Annotated in this window: 15 protein-coding genes and 1 other RNA gene; 3 read left to right on the forward strand and 13 right to left on the reverse strand. The window is 58.7% G+C overall.

Annotated elements, in window-relative coordinates:
- The 5 genes from A3730_RS18315 to A3730_RS18335 form a co-directional block, all read right to left on the reverse strand.
- On the reverse strand, window positions 1-743 hold a 743-nt coding region (locus A3730_RS18315), incomplete at its 3' end, for an efflux RND transporter periplasmic adaptor subunit (protein WP_156501248.1).
- Entirely contained in the window at window positions 740-1,744 is a 1,005-nt protein-coding gene (locus tag A3730_RS18320) for a hypothetical protein (protein WP_063519938.1), read from the reverse strand. The genes A3730_RS18320 and A3730_RS18315, both read right to left, overlap by 4 nt.
- Window positions 1,741-2,832 carry a hypothetical protein gene (locus tag A3730_RS18325; protein WP_063519939.1) on the reverse strand — a complete coding sequence of 364 codons (1,092 nt, stop codon included), beginning with the start codon at window positions 2,830-2,832 and terminating at the stop codon, window positions 1,741-1,743. Before A3730_RS18325 ends, A3730_RS18320 begins: the two co-directional genes overlap by 4 nt.
- On the reverse strand, window positions 2,829-4,454 hold the full coding sequence (locus tag A3730_RS18330; RefSeq protein WP_063519940.1) for a GH3 auxin-responsive promoter family protein: 1,626 nt from the start codon (window positions 4,452-4,454) through the stop codon (window positions 2,829-2,831). The genes A3730_RS18325 and A3730_RS18330 overlap by 4 nt, the downstream gene beginning before the upstream one ends.
- Before the next feature lie 13 nt (window positions 4,455-4,467).
- The gene (locus A3730_RS18335) at window positions 4,468-5,163 is read right to left on the reverse strand and encodes a hypothetical protein (protein ID WP_082872453.1); all 696 of its coding nucleotides are present in this window, start codon (window positions 5,161-5,163) and stop codon (window positions 4,468-4,470) included.
- Between the two features lie 281 nt (window positions 5,164-5,444).
- On the opposite strand from A3730_RS18335, the gene A3730_RS18340 reads away from it, so the two are divergent.
- Together A3730_RS18340 and A3730_RS18345 are read left to right on the forward strand one after the other, a co-directional pair.
- Complete coding sequence (locus A3730_RS18340; RefSeq protein WP_063519942.1) at window positions 5,445-6,503, forward strand: AraC family transcriptional regulator; 1,059 nt, start codon at window positions 5,445-5,447, stop codon at window positions 6,501-6,503.
- A gap of 164 nt (window positions 6,504-6,667) precedes the next feature.
- The gene (locus tag A3730_RS18345; protein WP_063538639.1) at window positions 6,668-7,660 is read left to right on the forward strand and encodes a putative solute-binding protein; all 993 of its coding nucleotides are present in this window, start codon (window positions 6,668-6,670) and stop codon (window positions 7,658-7,660) included.
- A 149-nt stretch (window positions 7,661-7,809) separates the two neighbouring features.
- Here the strand turns inward: A3730_RS18345 and A3730_RS18350 are convergent, their stop codons facing one another.
- From A3730_RS18350 to ffs, 5 genes are all read right to left on the reverse strand, one after another.
- Window positions 7,810-8,952: an acyl-CoA dehydrogenase family protein gene (locus A3730_RS18350; RefSeq protein ID WP_063519944.1), complete on the reverse strand. Its 1,143-nt coding sequence runs from the start codon at window positions 8,950-8,952 to the stop codon at window positions 7,810-7,812.
- A 159-nt stretch (window positions 8,953-9,111) separates the two neighbouring features.
- Window positions 9,112-9,714 (reverse strand): recombination mediator RecR, encoded by a 603-nt coding sequence (gene recR, locus A3730_RS18355; RefSeq protein ID WP_063537479.1) that lies wholly within the window; start codon window positions 9,712-9,714, stop codon window positions 9,112-9,114.
- 24 nt (window positions 9,715-9,738) lie between these two features.
- A complete protein-coding gene (locus A3730_RS18360) occupies window positions 9,739-10,056 on the reverse strand; it encodes a YbaB/EbfC family nucleoid-associated protein (RefSeq protein ID WP_063519038.1) in 318 nt (105 codons plus the stop codon).
- Window positions 10,057-10,185: 129 nt separating this feature from the next.
- On the reverse strand, window positions 10,186-12,078 hold the full coding sequence (dnaX, locus tag A3730_RS18365) for a DNA polymerase III subunit gamma/tau (RefSeq protein ID WP_063519037.1): 1,893 nt from the start codon (window positions 12,076-12,078) through the stop codon (window positions 10,186-10,188).
- Between the two features lie 144 nt (window positions 12,079-12,222).
- An RNA gene (gene ffs, locus A3730_RS18370) (signal recognition particle sRNA small type) lies at window positions 12,223-12,319 on the reverse strand.
- Window positions 12,320-12,534: 215 nt separating this feature from the next.
- Between ffs and gap the strand changes: the two genes are divergently transcribed.
- The gene (gene gap / locus A3730_RS18375; RefSeq protein ID WP_063521699.1) at window positions 12,535-13,560 is read left to right on the forward strand and encodes a type I glyceraldehyde-3-phosphate dehydrogenase; all 1,026 of its coding nucleotides are present in this window, start codon (window positions 12,535-12,537) and stop codon (window positions 13,558-13,560) included.
- 132 nt (window positions 13,561-13,692) lie between these two features.
- On the opposite strand, the gene A3730_RS18380 is transcribed toward gap, so the two are convergent.
- The 3 genes from A3730_RS18380 to A3730_RS31840 form a co-directional block, all read right to left on the reverse strand.
- Window positions 13,693-14,211 (reverse strand): hypothetical protein, encoded by a 519-nt coding sequence (locus A3730_RS18380; protein ID WP_063520133.1) that lies wholly within the window; start codon window positions 14,209-14,211, stop codon window positions 13,693-13,695.
- Between the two features lie 249 nt (window positions 14,212-14,460).
- On the reverse strand, window positions 14,461-14,910 hold the full coding sequence (locus tag A3730_RS18385; RefSeq protein WP_063520132.1) for an Hsp20 family protein: 450 nt from the start codon (window positions 14,908-14,910) through the stop codon (window positions 14,461-14,463).
- 169 nt (window positions 14,911-15,079) lie between these two features.
- On the reverse strand, window positions 15,080-15,801 hold a 722-nt coding region (locus A3730_RS31840), incomplete at its 5' end, for a hypothetical protein (protein WP_197477522.1).

Raw genomic sequence — 15,801 nt, forward strand, 5'->3', positions numbered from 1 at the left:
AGGATCACACTGACCGCCTCCAGAGTGCTGTCATCACCAGGCACGATACCCAGCAAGCCCAGCCACTCATCACGGACCGGCAGGCGAATTTCCACCTGGTCTTCCTGATACAGCTGGGCCAGCTTGCTGCCCGCCTGCACATGTTGCCCTGCCATCACCTGTACAGCTTTCAGGCGCCCGCTGATCGGCGCCAGCAATTCGGTCTGTTCCTGGTTACGCTCCGCCTGACGCAGGCTGGCACGGGCGGCACTCAGCCGGCTTAAGGCTTCGTCCAGTTGCGGCTCGAACCGCCCCAGCGCCGATGAGCGCCCGGAAGCCCCGGACACCCGCGCCTTGGCCCGGGTCTGGGCCAGATGCAGACGCGCCGCATGGACACTGTTCTGACGCGAGGTGACCTCCAGAGCAAAAGGCTCCGGATCCAGCTTGAGCAACACATCGCCTGCAGCCACTCGCCCACCATCGGCAAACGCCGGCGCCACCTCCTGAATTCGCCCGGAGACCTCAAGACTCAACGGCAGGTCGTGGCGCGCCGTGGCCTGGCCCTGACTGAACACCGGAATCACCACATCCCGCCAATCCACGGTGATGGTATTGAGGGCCAACACGCTATCCTTGGCCTTGGCCGGCGGGGGGGCCGGCGGCACCAGATAAAGTGAGAAAACGGCCATCACCATGGCCAGGGTGGCCAGCAACGCCACCAGTGTCCGCAAGCTGAGGGAACGCAAACCGGCAGGCAATTTCATTCAACCACTCCCAGCCAATTAACCCAGCGCTGCAAGCACTGGCGTACCGTGGCTTGCGGCACGCCCAGGGAAGAGTGCACTTTCAGGGACAGGCTCATACAGCCATTTACCACAATCACACCATTCGCGACCGGATGGCTCGGGCTGCCCGGGCCACAGCAGGCAAACACGGTATCCTTGGGCATCCCGGCGGAGGCAAAGTCCATTTCCCACTCACCCAGGCTGGAAAAAGACCCGCAGTGCCGGGTGCCTTTCTGCAAACGCCCACACAACCAGTTCACCCCCCGCTGGCCAATCAAGCGGCCAATACGTGCCAGATGCCAATACCGCCAGTGCACATTGGCCTTGAGGTAGCCGCGCACGGAGCGGTCCAGCCTGGCGGCCTTGTCCTCATGGTCCACAGTGAGATAGAACGCGCTGGACAGGTTCATGTCCTCACGCAACATGGGCACCACACCGCGCATGTTCACCGGAAAGCACCAGCTACCGGCAATGCCGTGCAACATCAGGGTGTCACAGACCGCCCGGTGCAATGCCAGCAACAGCAGGCTGTTCACGGATACCTTGTGCTGGTGGGCTCGCTGATACAGCGCACGGGTCTGCGCCGGATTCAACCATTGCACGCAGACCGGGCTGGCTTCGATCGCTTCAGGTTCTGCTTGCCCAGCCAAGTCCCGCCAGCGGCGCCACACCGGTTCCACTGCAGGCAGGTCGTCCGGCAACCGTTGCCAACGCTGCCACCAGCGCGGTGCCTGCTTCTGGCGGCTCAGTGGCATGGCCGGCGGGGTCACCCCGCGTTGTTTCAAGGCCTGGGTAATGCCGCCCACCCCATCATGGTCCCGATGGCGCAAGGCGACGGTGTCGCGTTCACCGCTGTACGGATCGATGAAGATAAATTCTATGCGATCATCAATACCCAGCCCGGCTCGGGCGCGGTACCACATGCCGATATAATCCACCGGCGGCCGGGACGACAATGATCGGGTAGACAAGGTATTCACAGGCGCGCCACTTCCACATAGGGCAGGCGATCATCCAGTTGCGCCCGGGGGTCACCGTCGTAGCTCACCAGAAAGTGATCACTCAATAACAGACGGCGGCGGTAGCGTGCCGGCACGCGTGCCAGAGGATCCTGTGCAAAGAAACCACACACCAGGGCATCATATCGACCATGAAAACGGTCCACGGCGTGATCCAGCAACAGACGCAGCAAATCGGGCTGGTTATCTTCCACCACCACACTGTGCAAGGTCAGATAAGACAAGATGCCACCGGGCGCAGGCAGCTTCATGCCGCCGCGTAAAACGCTATGGGTATTGTAGAGGTGGCGCAAAACCCGCAGACCCCGTGCATAACCCAAGACGCGCGTCTGCTTTATGCCCTGCTGATCCCAGAATCCCAGCACCCCCTTCAGCTGCCCATTGACCCACAGCCCAAGAAAGCTCTCCGGGTTCAGTCCGTAGCAATAAGCGTCACCGCGTACCCGGCAAACATCCCAGTAGGGAAAGAACTGCTTGCTGGCTCCTTCGCGTTGCAGCAACGCTGCCATGGCAGGCAGGTCGGCTTCACCGGTTTGCCGAATTTGCACATCTTTTGGCAACCGCTGATGGCGCGCCCGGGTATACACCAGGCTGGTCTCGATAGTGCCATGGGGGTAATAGGTGGGCAGCCCGGCACGGCCACTGGCCACGGACCCCAGTGAGGCCTCGTTGTCGCGCAGCACCGTGGTCTGCATCCACTCCCCCTCAGACAACTGCTTGCGCAACTGGCGGAACAGGCGGTGCAGCACCAGGCCATTACGAAATTGCGGTGCGATACGTAAATCGTGTGCATAGCGGATCGGTTTGACCTCGCCATTCACCCACAGGTGGCGCCAGCCCACATTGTAGACAGCACCCAGTTCACCGGCGCCCCCCTTGGGCTCAGCCACCCACACGTCCGGCTTTTCGCAGGTCACCTGAGCGCCCCGAAAGTAATCCGGGTTCCGCTCAAAATTCAGGGTCACCGCGCCGTGCTGGGGCGTTCCCTGCAGCAGCGCCAGGATGGCTCCGTTATCCTGGTCACAGGCAGGCCGTATGCGATAACTCATACCGGCACCCCGCAATCTTGCGCTTGTGCCGTACGCGCTTCCAGCCAGGTTGGTAGCGCCCCAGCCCAATATTGCAGGGATTCCATTTTTATGTTGCCTTCGATCATGCCGCGTTGACGGCAGTGCTGCAGATAACGCTCACGCATGCCCGGGTGGATAACGCAGCGCAAAGGGGCCAGTTGCCCCAGGTTGCGTGCCAACTGGTAATGAAAATGCAGCTGCAACGCTGACTCCATCTGCACCGCTATGTGCTGCGCTACGGCCAGGTTTTCCCCTTCCAGTAACAGCACATAACCAGGTAAACCCTGCGCGGATTGATCCACCGCCACCGTGCATACGGGTAGTAATTCCTCCGGCAACGCCAGGGCCGCCATCGCACCATCCACAGCCGCCGCCGTCATTTTTTCACCAACCAGATCAGTGGTTCCTGCTCGCCCAAGGAATCGCAGGCTGGGAATACCGCCGACAAAATCATCCACTTCAACCAGATCGTTCAGGCGATAGCGCAACAACCCGCTACCGGTACTCATCAACGGCATGACCTGCTGCCCGGCCTCCAGTTGCCAGGGAGCGAAAATACGGCCATCGGTGGGATCCTGAAATTCATACACGTGGCTGCGATACGCCAGTGGATAACGGCCCGCATAGGGAATGGTAACTACGCCTTCGGTGGCCCATAGTCCTTTGCCCTGAAACGCGGCCTGGGGAAGTAACGCATGCAGCTCTTTTGCCCACGGCGTGGAGGCCGCCGTATCCCAGGCACTCACCAGCGCCAGTTTCGGCCACAGCGCCATCAGAAAATCCGCGTTTAAGCGGCCGTCCCACTCACGCAGCAAGGCTGCCGCTTGCGGAGACCAGGGGCAGGAGTCCACGGCACCACCAAGCATGCGGTTTCCCCAGCGCCCGGTGTTGAGTACCTCTGCAAGTTCCTCTCGCCACTGCGCTATGGCACGCAGCATCCCCAGCCCGAAAGTAGGACTCCAGATCGAAAGCATGGATAAAGACGGGTCGCTAACCAGATACGCAAGGGTGGCAAACAGGGAATCATCAGAGGTTCTCGCCAACGCCACATCCTGTGGCACACACTGGGTTGCCCCGGCCAGCAGGCGCTTGCCCATGGACATCAACTGGATGTCGTCGTTCACATCCTCACGCATATTGTCGCGCAGCGAGGTGGGCACCCAGGACATGGACCAGTAATGACGCCCTTGAACCAGTCGGGGGAACTGCCGGTACAAATCCACAATCCAGGGGCTGATGGCCGCATCCAGTTCACCGAGAAACTGGCGGGTATAGGGAATCCATTTAATCGCGGACGTGGAGCCACTGGTTGGCTGGCAGCGAACCAAAGGGGAATCGATCAACTGGCAATCACCTTGCTCCCGCGACAAGGTGATTGCGTCGGCCCATTGCTCATAATCCGTAACCGGCTGCCGGTCAGCGAAGGTTTCCCATGACCAATCTGCCTGAATGGCGTTGCTACGCCCCAACGGGCTGGCCGCCACCCGCTTGAGCAGCGCGGCCTGTTTCTGCCGCTGTACCGATTCCAGCCGCTCTCGGCCAGCCGCAAAACGACGCTCACCTGGCCAGGCGGCCAGCTTCAGAAGACGATGTCCAAACATGATATTTCCCGGCTTATTCGCAGGCCACAGTTGCCACTGCGGGCTTGGTTTTACGGCGCTGTTTTTGCCATAGCTGGAAGGGGTAGCTAACCAGGAGCTTCAGATTAACCTGCCCAATACAGGGCAATTCCGTACCGCGCTGCCAGGAAGGATTCCGCTTTTCAAAAAACTGGATTTTTGCATTGCCCAAACGCATCTCATCAGAAATTCCCGCCACATCGGATTTCAGGTGCGTATAGCCTTCACCAAAATCAAGAAGGCGGCGTTTATTGCAATAGTAATCAGCGAATAGCGATTGGCAGTACGCATCAACCAAGGGGGCGAGTCGCTGATTCCTGCCTTCCGGATTGGGATAATAATTATAGAAATTATTTGCCAGCAGCAGGTAAGTTTTATATCCCTTGGAAATCAACAACCAGAACATGGGACGGAACGGGTGACGTATTTTTTCGCGAATCATCCGGAAGAAAAACTTCACCTGGAGGGCTTTGTTTCCCCAGTATTCTTCTTCAATGATGGTATCACCACTAAATACCCCTTTTACCCTGCGCCCCTCCACATTCATGTCGAGAACCTTCAGGGTAGAAAAACCAACCACGCGCTTGGTTTTTCTCTCTTCCACTAAAAAAACGCCACTCTTTTCCACCATGTCCTGGCAAAAAATATCCAAACTTATATTTTCGTAGTAGCCAGAATAAATCTCATACATTCTTCGCATTATGGGTACCGATACCTTGGACAGAGGCAGATATCGGGCTTTCAGGCTAGATGCATTTTCCCGTTGCATTTTCCCGCTCCATGTTTATTTTTATGCGTTAAAAAGCGGTGCTCATGATCTACATGGACCGTGATTTACTTAATAGTCAAAGCGGCCATTTTTTTGTTAAAAATGGCAACACTGGTTTAAGCCAGCAACAATAACGCGCTCTATGAGATGCGCATCACAACTAAAATAACAACAATGTCAGGCCACATGGCCAAGGCAGAAAAATGAAAAATAATGGGATGGCACTGGACGTTCCGCTAATTTCTATCCGCTATGCCCGCCGTTTCTTACGGTTCACACAAAAACATGGATTAAGTGGAACTACCGTACTCAAAGAAGCCAACATCGACCCCGCTTTATTGAATAACCCTGATGCTTACCTGACCATGAGACAGCTACTCGCCATGCTGCGTCATGCTGACTCTCTTCTCAAAGACGACACCGCCTCATTTCGCTTCGGTCAGGAGCTGGATTTACAGGGCCATGGTCTGTTGGGTTTTGCTCTGCTTCGCCAACAGGATTATCGCAAGCTGGTCAACATGGTGGTGCAATATCTGCGCGTTTCATTACCCATCATGGATATGGAAATCCATTGCACAGGCGAAGACATTTCCATCCGCCTGCATGACAGCTGGGATCTCGGTGAGCTAAGGCCCTTTGTTACCAACATCTACATGGGCAGCATTCATGCATTGGCATCGCTTGTCTGTCGCCACTTTACCTTTGAATACGACTTCCCCTGCTCGGCCAAGGCCTCCAGTTTTCAACACCTGGGCGAAGGCATCGAAATGAAATTCAACTGCGATCACAACCGCGTTCTGCTTCCGCTATCCGGCCGGCAAGTTCGTGATGATGACGCCTCAGTGGCCAACTATCTGGCCACTGCCCGCTCCCAGGAGCAGGCCCAGGGCGATGAAAGCCTCAAGGTAGTTATTCAGGTACGCCATGAAATCCGCAACGCTCCCGGGCGTGACAGCACCCTGGAACGGGTAGCTGCCCGGCTGGGGATGAGCCCTCGCTCTGTACGCCGCCACTTAAGCTTGTCCGGGTTTGCTTTCAGTGGGCTTCGCAACGAAATTCGTGAAATGTTTGCCACCCGCTATCTGGTAGATACCGATATGGCACTGGAAAAAATTGCCGATTATCTGGGCTACAGCGACCAGGCCAGTTTCAGCAAGGCATACCGGGGCTGGACCGGGCACACCCCTGGAGAGGTCCGCCGCAAAGCAAAAATCCCCCCTCCTTCCTGGGACAGCACCGAAGATGCACACCAGAACAGATGATGCCCATGCGCCCGACAGCGGGACACCGGCTACGCCGGGCCATTGACTTAATATCCCGCATTCCTGACGCTTGGTGTTTTTGCTTTCCCCGATTCTGGCACTAGTATCGGGAAACGCTCCCGGCGTCAGCCAAAATACTAGCAATAACAATCAGGAAGAGACTGATGAAGAAGCTGTTCACCGCCGTTGTCACGGCCTGTGCGCTCACTGCCTCCCTCTCCGTGCAGGCAGAGACCATCAAACGCAAAATCTGTGTATTCGACATTGTCGGCAACGTGGGCCCGGTCATGGGTGCCATGAAAGACTGGAAAGCCGCCGCACTGGACTGGGGCCTGGAAACCGAGCTGGTCCCCTACACTAACGAAGCCATTGCGGCAGAAGATTTGAAAGCCGGGGTTTGTGACGCCTCCCTGATTACCGGCATCCGCGGCCGGGCGTTCAACAAATACGCCGGTACTGTCGACTCCATTGGTGCCATCCCTACCATGGACCACATGAAGGTGGTGCTGCAGGTGCTGGCCCACCCCCAGAGCGCAGACAAACTGTCCCAGGGCTCCTACCAAATCATGGGGATTGCACCCGCCGGGGCAGCCTATATTTTCGTCAACGACCGCCAGGTGAACTCCCTGGCCAAAGCGGCCGGCAAGAAAGTGGCGGTACTGGAATACGATGAGACCCAGGCCAAACTGGTTTCCCAGGTCGGCGCCACACCGGTTGCCTCAGACATCACCAACTTCTCCACCAAGTTCAACAACGGGGTGGTGGACGTGATCGCTGCGCCGCTGGTCGCCTACAACGCGCTGGAACTCTACAAGGGCCTGAGTCCGGACGGTGGCATCATCAACTACCCGCTGGCCCAGCTGACCATTCAGCTGATCGCCAAGAAAGACAAATTCCCGGCGGAAATGGCGCAAAAGTCGCGGGAGTATTTCTACAACAACCTGCACCGCATCACCGAGCAACTGGATAAAGAAGCCCAACACGTGGACAAACACTGGTGGGTAGAAATTCCCGATGCAGACAAGGCTGAGTACGAAGTGATGATGCAGGAAGCACGCAACCAGCTTCGTGACGAAGGCTACTACGACCCGGATATGCTCGGCTTGCTGCGCAAGGTTCGCTGCAAGATGGCACCGGCACGGGCGGAGTGTACCTGACAGCTACAAGCTACAAGCTACAACGCGATTGAAACGTGTTGTCGCTCTAACACAAAGAGGCCGCGCCCATAGATTAGGCGCGGCCTCTTACGTTTCAGAATCAAAACGCTTTTACCGTGTTGAAGCTTGGAACTTGTAGCTTGCCGCTCTTACAGCCCCATCTGCTTGGCGATCACTTCGTTCATGATTTCGTGGGTGCCACCGCCAATGGACAGAATCCGGTTGTCGCGAAACAAACGCTCCACCACCGTGCCACGCATGTAACCGCTGCCGCCGAAGAGTTGTACGGCGTCATAGGTCACTCTGTCTGCGCAGCGTGTTGCCACATTCTTCGCCATGGACACATCCAGCACACAGTTTTCACCGGCCGCGATCCGGGCCGCCACCCGGTAGGTAAATTCAGTGCTGGCTTTCACATCCGTGGCCATTTCCGCCAGCTTGTGGCGAGTCACCTGAAAGCCGGCAAGGGGACGACCAAAGGCTTCCCGCTCCTTCACATACTTCATGGCTTCATCCAGCGCCAATTGAGCCGTGCTGTTTGCCGTCACCGCCAGAATCAAACGTTCCATCTGGAAATTGCTCATGATGCAATAAAAGCCACCATTTTCCGGCCCGATCAAGTTCTCCGCTGGCACCCGGCAATCTTCGAAAAACAGCTCGGCCGTGTCAGAGGCCCACCAACCCATTTTTTTCAGCTTGCGCCCCACCGTAAAGCCCGGCGTGCCTTTCTCGATCAGCAACAGGCTGATGCCGCCGTATCCCTTGTCGCCGGTACGGACCGCCACGGTGTAATAATCCGCTCGCACACCACTGGTGATAAAAGTCTTGGCGCCGTTCACCACATAGTGATCGCCATCTCGCACGGCACGGGTTTGCAGGTTCGCCACATCAGAACCACCATTGGGCTCGGTGATGGCCAGGGCGGAGATTTTGTCGCCATTAATCACCTCGGGAATAACCCGTTGCTTCATGGCATCACTGCCCCATTTCCAGACCGGTGGCAGCCCGATATCCAGCGATCCCAGGCTTGCGCAAAGTCCGCCCGATGAGCAACGCACCAATTCTTCGCAGGCGGCGATTTTCATGAAGACGTCTTCGCCCGTCCCACCAAATTCCTCCGGCGCATTGATACCCAGAATGCCCGCATTCGCTGCCGTCTTGTACAACTCCCGGGGGAATTCCCCTGCTTCTTCCCAGTCATCCACCTCCGGGAGGATTTCCCGCTCAACGAATTTGCGGACGGTATCTCGCACCATCTGGTGGGTTTCATTGAAATAGTTCAGGGCGCTCACTGGACCTCCTTGGATTATTGGATTGCGCACAACCTAGCGCTTGCTTGGTCCAACCATAACAGAAAGCCGCCAAGGGAAACCAGACGAAACCGCGGCTTGTGTTTACGGGTAGAAAAGGAGATTTACGCTTTCGATAGCCCCCCAGGAAGGGGCCCTTTATCAGGCGTCAAAGGGCCTGCGACCTCTCAGCGCCTGGGCCAGGGTAGCGCCATCAACGAATTCAAGCTCACCGCCCATGGGCACCCCCTGGGCGATGCGGCTGACACCCACTCCCGCGTCCCGGGCCAGGTCCAGTACATAATGGGCTGTGGCTTCGCCTTCCACAGTCGTGCCAGTAGCCAGAATCAACTCGCTGATCTGCCCTTCATTAAGACGTTGTTCAAGCACATCCAGCCCCAACTCACGGGGGCCCACACCGTCCAGCGGCGAGAGTTCCCCCATCAGCACGAAGTACTGGCCCCGGTATTCGCCGGACTGCTCAAATGCCAGCACATCCCCGGGGGTGGCAACGATGCAGACCAGCGAGGCATCGCGACGCGGATCATCGCAGACAGGGCAAAGTTCTGCTTCAGCATAGTTGCGGCAACGCTGGCAATGCTGCACGCCGTCCATGGCAGCATGGAGCGCATCGCCTAACCGGCGCCCGGATTCGCGCCCGCGATCCAGCAACGCATAGGCCATGCGCTGGGCAGAACGGGGGCCAACCCCGGGCAGGCAAGTAAAGGCGTTGATAAGCTGGTCGACCAGCGGCGCGTGTTTCACAATCTCGGCGTCTCGTCGGTGAGCTTACGGTTTGAAGCCAGGCGGGAAGGGAAAGCCACCCGCCATGTTCTGCATGTTGTCCTGCTGCTGTTTTTCCACCCGGCGTACCGCATCATTCACCGCGGCGGCAAGCAGGTCTTCCAGTAATTCCTTGTCTTCGCTCATCAGGCTGGCATCAATATCCACGCCTTTCACATCGTGCCGACCGTTCATGGTGACTTTCACCAGGCCCGCACCGGACTCGCCCACCACTTCACTATTGGCGGCCTCTTCCTGCATTTTTTTCATTTTCTCCTGCATGGCCTGGGCCTGCTGCATGAGATTGTTAATATCGAAATCCATGGTTTACTCCAAATTAACGCATGACGCATGATCAGTCTAAAAGCATCGCTGCCGCGTCAAGCCTGTTGCGCTCTTTGCTTGTGATTTTGATTGTAGCGTCCGGCGTCATGCATCTCGCTTCCAGCGTACTTATTCCACTGTCTCTTTCGGGGTGACGCTTTCTTCGTCCAATCGCCCCGCAAAGGTGGTGACCAGTTGCTGCACCACCGGGTCGGCGTGCAGGGTGTCCTTGGCCTGGGCAAGCAATTCCTGCCGGCGCGCTTCGGCCATTACCTCCGGGGTCGCGCCCGGCTGCTGCTCAAATTCCACCTGAACCTGAATGCGTCGCTGGAAGTAATTGCCCAGCGCACCGCTCAATTCCTCCAGCCGCTCCTTGTTGACCAGCACCTGATGCCCGGGGCTGATGCGCAGCGTCCAGACGCTTTCCTCACGGCTGATCAGCACCGCATTGCGGGCGATATTGCGCACCGTGCCATCCACGTCCAGGCGCAACAACAAGGCGGCCCACCAGGTGGCCACTTCCGCCTCACTAGTCGGCTCCGCCAGCGGCGCCAGGTTTTCTGGCTCAGGAGCGGGCTCTGCGTCTGGCCCAGGTTCGCTCTGCGCCGGGGTGGCCACTGGTGAAGCCTCAGCAACGGGCTCTGCCTGGTGCGTTTCCACCTGGGCCAGGGCCGCCGAGGCCGAGGGAGACGCAGAAACCGGCGTCTCATCCCAGGGCGGGGCGTCATCCGCAGACGCAGGTGCCAGCGTCTCTACCGGAGCCGCTTGCTGAGCGGGCGCGGATGTCACCGTGGCAGGAGCCGGCACGGGGGGCCGAGCAGCAGGTTCTGAATGAGACGCAGCGGCAGCCGGACTGTTCAGCAGGGCACGCAAATCCGGCTTACCGCCGGGCTCTGCCGACGGCGCTGCCGCTTCAGGCTTTTTTGCGGCGGGGCTGTCCCCCTGCACCAGCACGCCCTTGGGCGTAAACAGCACCATGCGCAACAACAACATCTCCAGTGCGGCGCGGCTATCGGGGGCATCCTGCAAATCACGACGGCCCCGCAGGGCCACGTCGTAATACAGTTGAATCTGTTCCGCAGTGAGTGCAGCCGCCAGCTGTTGCTGGGTCTCGTCATAGCTGCCGGGCACCGCCTGGCACACCGCCAGCTGGTGAAGCTGGCTAATCAGTTCATCCAGCAAGGCTAGCTCGCCGGGGCAATGCTCGCTGACCGTCGCCAACGCCTGCAGCACACCACCGGGCTCCTGCTCCGCCAGCGCCACCAGCAGCGTCAGGACGTGGTTGCGGTCCACCGTACCCAGCATGGCGTTCACCGCCTCACTGCTGAGTTGCTCACTGCCGAAAGCGATCGCCTGATCCGTCAGGCTCAACGCATCGCGCATGGAACCCTGAGCCGCTTTACCCAACGACAGCAGCGCCGGCTCTTCGTAGCGAATCATTTCCTTGTCGAGCAAGGCTTTCAGATGCCCGGCAATCTGCTCGGCCGGCAACGCCTTGAGGCTGAACTGCAAACAGCGTGACAGCACGGTCACCGGCAGTTTTTGCGGATCAGTGGTAGCCAGCAGGAATTTCACATGGGGAGGCGGTTCTTCCAGGGTTTTCAGCAACGCATTGAACGAATGCGCCGAGAGCATGTGCACCTCATCGATCAGGTACACCTTGTAGCGGCCCCGGGTCGGTGCGTACTGCACGTTGTCGAGCAATTCGCGAGTGTCTTCCACCTTGGTACGGCTGGCCGCATCCACTTCGATCAGATCCACGAAGCGCCCGTCGGTAATTTCCTGACAGGTAGGGCATACGCCGCAAGGGCGGGCACTGACACCCTGCTCACAGTTCAGGCAGCGGGACAGAATACGGGCAATGGTGGTTTTCCCCACCCCGCGTGTACCGGTGAACAGGTAGGCATGGTGCAGCCGATCCTGATCCAGGGCATGCATCAGGGCCCGTGAAACGTGCTCCTGCCCCACCAGTTCATCAAAGGTACGGGGGCGGTATTTACGGGCAAGGACCTGATAACTCATAGCACTCCAGCGGCAATCATGGCCACCAATACAAAGGGATTGGAATCAGAGCGCTTATGCTATCGAAGTTCCCGGGGGGAGGACAGTGGGAGAAGCGTGTTACGTGAAAGCGAGCGGCATGTAGCGGAGAGATTAGAGCGGTCTTCCCGCCAGCCGCACCCCGGCACACAAGTCCACTGCTACCGTTGCTCCCTTCCGGGCCTGGCGGGGTTCGCAGCTTATCGTTGCGGGGGGACCGACGGGTCGACCATAACGCGCTTCGGGCATGGCAGCCGCGAAACGAGCGCGCATTGTGGCGAATGCCTCACGCTATTGCAAGAGGACCGCAGGGCATGGGCAATCAGCTGGCTAAACCTTGAACAGGCTGGCTCCGCACGGGGCACAGGGCTACACTCAAAGTGACTGGGCAGGACGGCGAAAGCGCCTGCCCAGCCCATCCGCGGACAGGGAGGCACCATGAACAACAGTCCCGCTATTCGCATTGCCATCAATGGCTTCGGCCGCATCGGCCGTTGCCTGGTTCGGGCTCTCAGTGAACACCCGGCACGGGAGCATTTTGAACTGGTCGCCATCAATGACCTGGCCGATTTCAAGGTGCTTGCCCACCTGCTTGCCTTCGACACCACCCACGGCCGCTGGCCCTATTCCGTGCATTATGACGGCGACGCCATGGAGATTGATGGCCGCCGGGTACCCTGCTACGCCACCACCGATCTGGACCAGTTACCCTGGGGCGAGCACGCGGTGGATCTGGTGCTGGAGTGTAGCGGTCGCTACAAGCAGCGCGCACAGCTCCAGGGCCACCTGGACGCTGGCGCCCGCCGCGTGCTGGTGAGCTACCCGGTGGACGATGCCGACGCCATGGTGGTTTACGGGGTTAACCACGGCCTGCTTGATGATAGCCAGCAGATCGTTTCCAACGCTTCCTGCACCACCAACTGCCTGGCGCCATTGGTGGATGTGCTCGACCGAGCTTTCACCGTGAAACAGGGGCTGATGACCACCATCCACAGCTACACCAATGACCAGAACCTGGTGGACAAGGCCCACGGGGATTTACTGCGGGCGCGGGCAGCGGCGGTGAACATGATCCCCACCGGTACCGGGGCCGCCAGGGCGGTGGGCAAAGTGCTGCCGCATCTGGCCGGGCGACTGGACGGCATGGCGGTACGCGTGCCCACGCTGAATGTGTCGCTGGTAGATGTGACGCTACTGCTGGAACAGCCCGTCACGGTGGAGGATATCCATGAGAGCCTAAGCAATGCCGCCCATGGGGGGTTGCAGGGGGTATTGGCGATGAACCATCTGGCGCTGGTTTCCAGCGACTTCAATCATCTGCCCTATTCCTGTGTGGTGGACACCAACCACACACGGCTACTGGGGCCCCAGTTGAAACTGCTGGCCTGGTACGACAACGAATGGGGGTTCAGCCACCGCATGCTGGACGTGGCGGGGTATTGGATGGATAAAGTTGACGCCTGACGCCTGACGCCTGACGCCTGACGCCTGACGCCTGACGCCTGACGCCAATCAGTATAAGGATCACTTGTCGCGTCAAGCAGCCTGGCGGTGATTTCTTTGTCCGGCGTCCTGCATCTGGCCTCCGGCGTTCACTCAATCAAACGGACTGAAGTGCTCTTCCCGGCCGGCTTCTTCCGCCTCATGGCGATGACCATGCATGACCTTTTCCACCTTGGTGGCCTGCAGATCGTCATCGGCATCCACCATCATCAGGTAATCACCCTGCTCTACCCGGTCGATATACGGAGACAGGTGATGGTTGGTAGACGAGACGCCGCGCAAGCCACCCAGCCAGGCGCCAAAACAGGTACCAAACAGGGTCGCTCCGATAATGGCGCCACTCTCCAGATTGGCTCCCCAGGGATCAAGCCCTGCCAGCAAGAAGCCGCCGAACAAACCAGCCGCCATGCCAATAAGCGCACCGAGAAATCCCGAATGCATGATGTCGGTTTCTTCCCACGGGGTGGTGCCGTGTACATGAGCCTGGGCGATGGCCATGGTGTCGGTGCCCATGACATGCAGGCGGTTTTCTCCGATACCTGCCTGACGCAGTTCACCGGTGATGCCCTGAATGGACGCGAGTGATTTGGTGAAGTAGTAGAGTCGTTTCATTGCTGCCTCTCCCTGTGGCGAACAACAGACCGCTTTATGCGGGTATACCGTACGCCAATCTTCCTGACCGGCTTGTGTTACTGGGTGTGGGGCTAACGGATTAGATCCTTTTGTGATGACCGCACAGACCTGTTGTTCCACCCGGTTATTACACACCATGACTATGGTGCACCTTGTTCAAGCTAGCAAAAAGGGGCCATTACGGCCCCTTTACTGTGTCACAAAAACCGCGTCACAGAATGTGAGCGATTAATTACTTTTTGTAGGTGTCGGCGCACCGTCAACCGGGATCACACGGGGCTTTTTCTCTTCCGGCACCACGCGGGTCAACGTCACGGTCAGCAGGCCATCTTCCAGAGCGGCGGCCTCCACTTCCACGTGGTCGGCCAGCTTGAAAGTGCGCTCGAAAGCCCGGCGGGCAATACCGCGGTGTAGCCAGGTTCGCTCACTGTCCTGTTCCGTCTTCAGGTTACCGCGAATGCGCAGTTCATTTTCCTGCACGGTGATATCCAGGTCGCTGCGCGCAAAACCGGCCATGGCCATGACAATACGGTAGCGGCCATCACTTTCGCGGATGATGTCGTAAGGGGGGTAGCCATTGGACTGGTCAGCACGCAGCGCCGCGTCCAGCAGCTCATCGAAACGGTCAAAGCCCACAGAATGGCGAAACAACGGGGCAAGGGAAAATCCGGTATTCATCACACTATCCTCATTCCAATCTCACCAGCAGACCCCGCAGGCATCCGCTGGAAAACGGTTTAAAAATGGTTGATGTGACACGGAGCCGCCGGCAGTCCTCAAGACTGTCTGCGTTGCTCCAACCGGCCAGTTGTCACTGGATAAGAAAATGGGGGCCTGCAAATCACTTTCAAGGGGCAGGAAGAATTTTTACCGTGGCGGTCTGGGGTGAAAGCGTGAAACCGTCAGGCGCACCGGTGGCTACGGTGGTTGCGGTCACGGAAATGGCAGAGCCTTTTCCCTGAAACAGAATCGGTACTCGCACACAGACCCGCTCACCCGCCGTGACGGACCAAGCAGGGCTTTTGCCGCTCTGCCATTGCTCGCTGTTGCCGGAACAATGGCGATCCATCAGCAAACTGCGCACCGCCGGGTGAGCGCTGGCGAACTGCACCTGCCCGGTAAGGCTGGCACGATATTCAAACCGCAGTACCGCGGTGCTGCCGGCTTCCAGATGCTGATTGTCGGGGCCCTGCCAGAGCGGGTCAGACACCAGCCCCAGTGATAACGGCCCGGAATGTTGATCCGGCAGCGCACGCAAGTCCCAGCGCAGCGTCTCGCCTTGTTGCTTACCGGCCTGACCGTTGAGTCCCGGCAATTGCGGCACGTGCCAGCGTTCAGGCAGAGTCAGAGTCAGGGCCAGGGGCTGCCCCTGACTGTGAGCTTCGGAAAGCCGGAACTGGAAGTGGCCGCCTTTCGCCGTGGTGACCCTGTCGGGTTCACGGCTCGCACCTGCCAAACTCACAGTCCAACCCGACAAACGACGCTCCCCTGGATCGGGCTGACCGTTAAACGCCAGAGCGGGCTCCCCGGCGCCGTTGTCGTCGAACAGCTGCCCGGTGATCCAGTGGC

This window comes from Alcanivorax sp. HI0044, from assembly GCF_001634945.1.

Excerpts from the sequence above, each read along its gene's own strand:
- A3730_RS18385 (WP_063520132.1), bottom strand. The coding sequence starts at position 14,910 with ATGAATACCGGATTTTCCCTTGCCCCGTTGTTTCGCCATTCTGTGGGC.
- dnaX (WP_063519037.1), bottom strand. The coding sequence starts at position 12,078 with ATGAGTTATCAGGTCCTTGCCCGTAAATACCGCCCCCGTACCTTTGAT.
- A3730_RS18345 (WP_063538639.1), top strand. The coding sequence starts at position 6,668 with ATGAAGAAGCTGTTCACCGCCGTTGTCACGGCCTGTGCGCTCACTGCC.
- A3730_RS18360 (WP_063519038.1), bottom strand. The coding sequence starts at position 10,056 with ATGGATTTCGATATTAACAATCTCATGCAGCAGGCCCAGGCCATGCAG.
- A3730_RS18330 (WP_063519940.1), bottom strand. The coding sequence starts at position 4,454 with ATGTTTGGACATCGTCTTCTGAAGCTGGCCGCCTGGCCAGGTGAGCGT.
- A3730_RS18340 (WP_063519942.1), top strand. The coding sequence starts at position 5,445 with ATGAAAAATAATGGGATGGCACTGGACGTTCCGCTAATTTCTATCCGC.
- A3730_RS18325 (WP_063519939.1), bottom strand. The coding sequence starts at position 2,832 with ATGAGTTATCGCATACGGCCTGCCTGTGACCAGGATAACGGAGCCATC.
- gap (WP_063521699.1), top strand. The coding sequence starts at position 12,535 with ATGAACAACAGTCCCGCTATTCGCATTGCCATCAATGGCTTCGGCCGC.
- A3730_RS18335 (WP_082872453.1), bottom strand. The coding sequence starts at position 5,163 with ATGTATGAGATTTATTCTGGCTACTACGAAAATATAAGTTTGGATATT.
- A3730_RS18380 (WP_063520133.1), bottom strand. The coding sequence starts at position 14,211 with ATGAAACGACTCTACTACTTCACCAAATCACTCGCGTCCATTCAGGGC.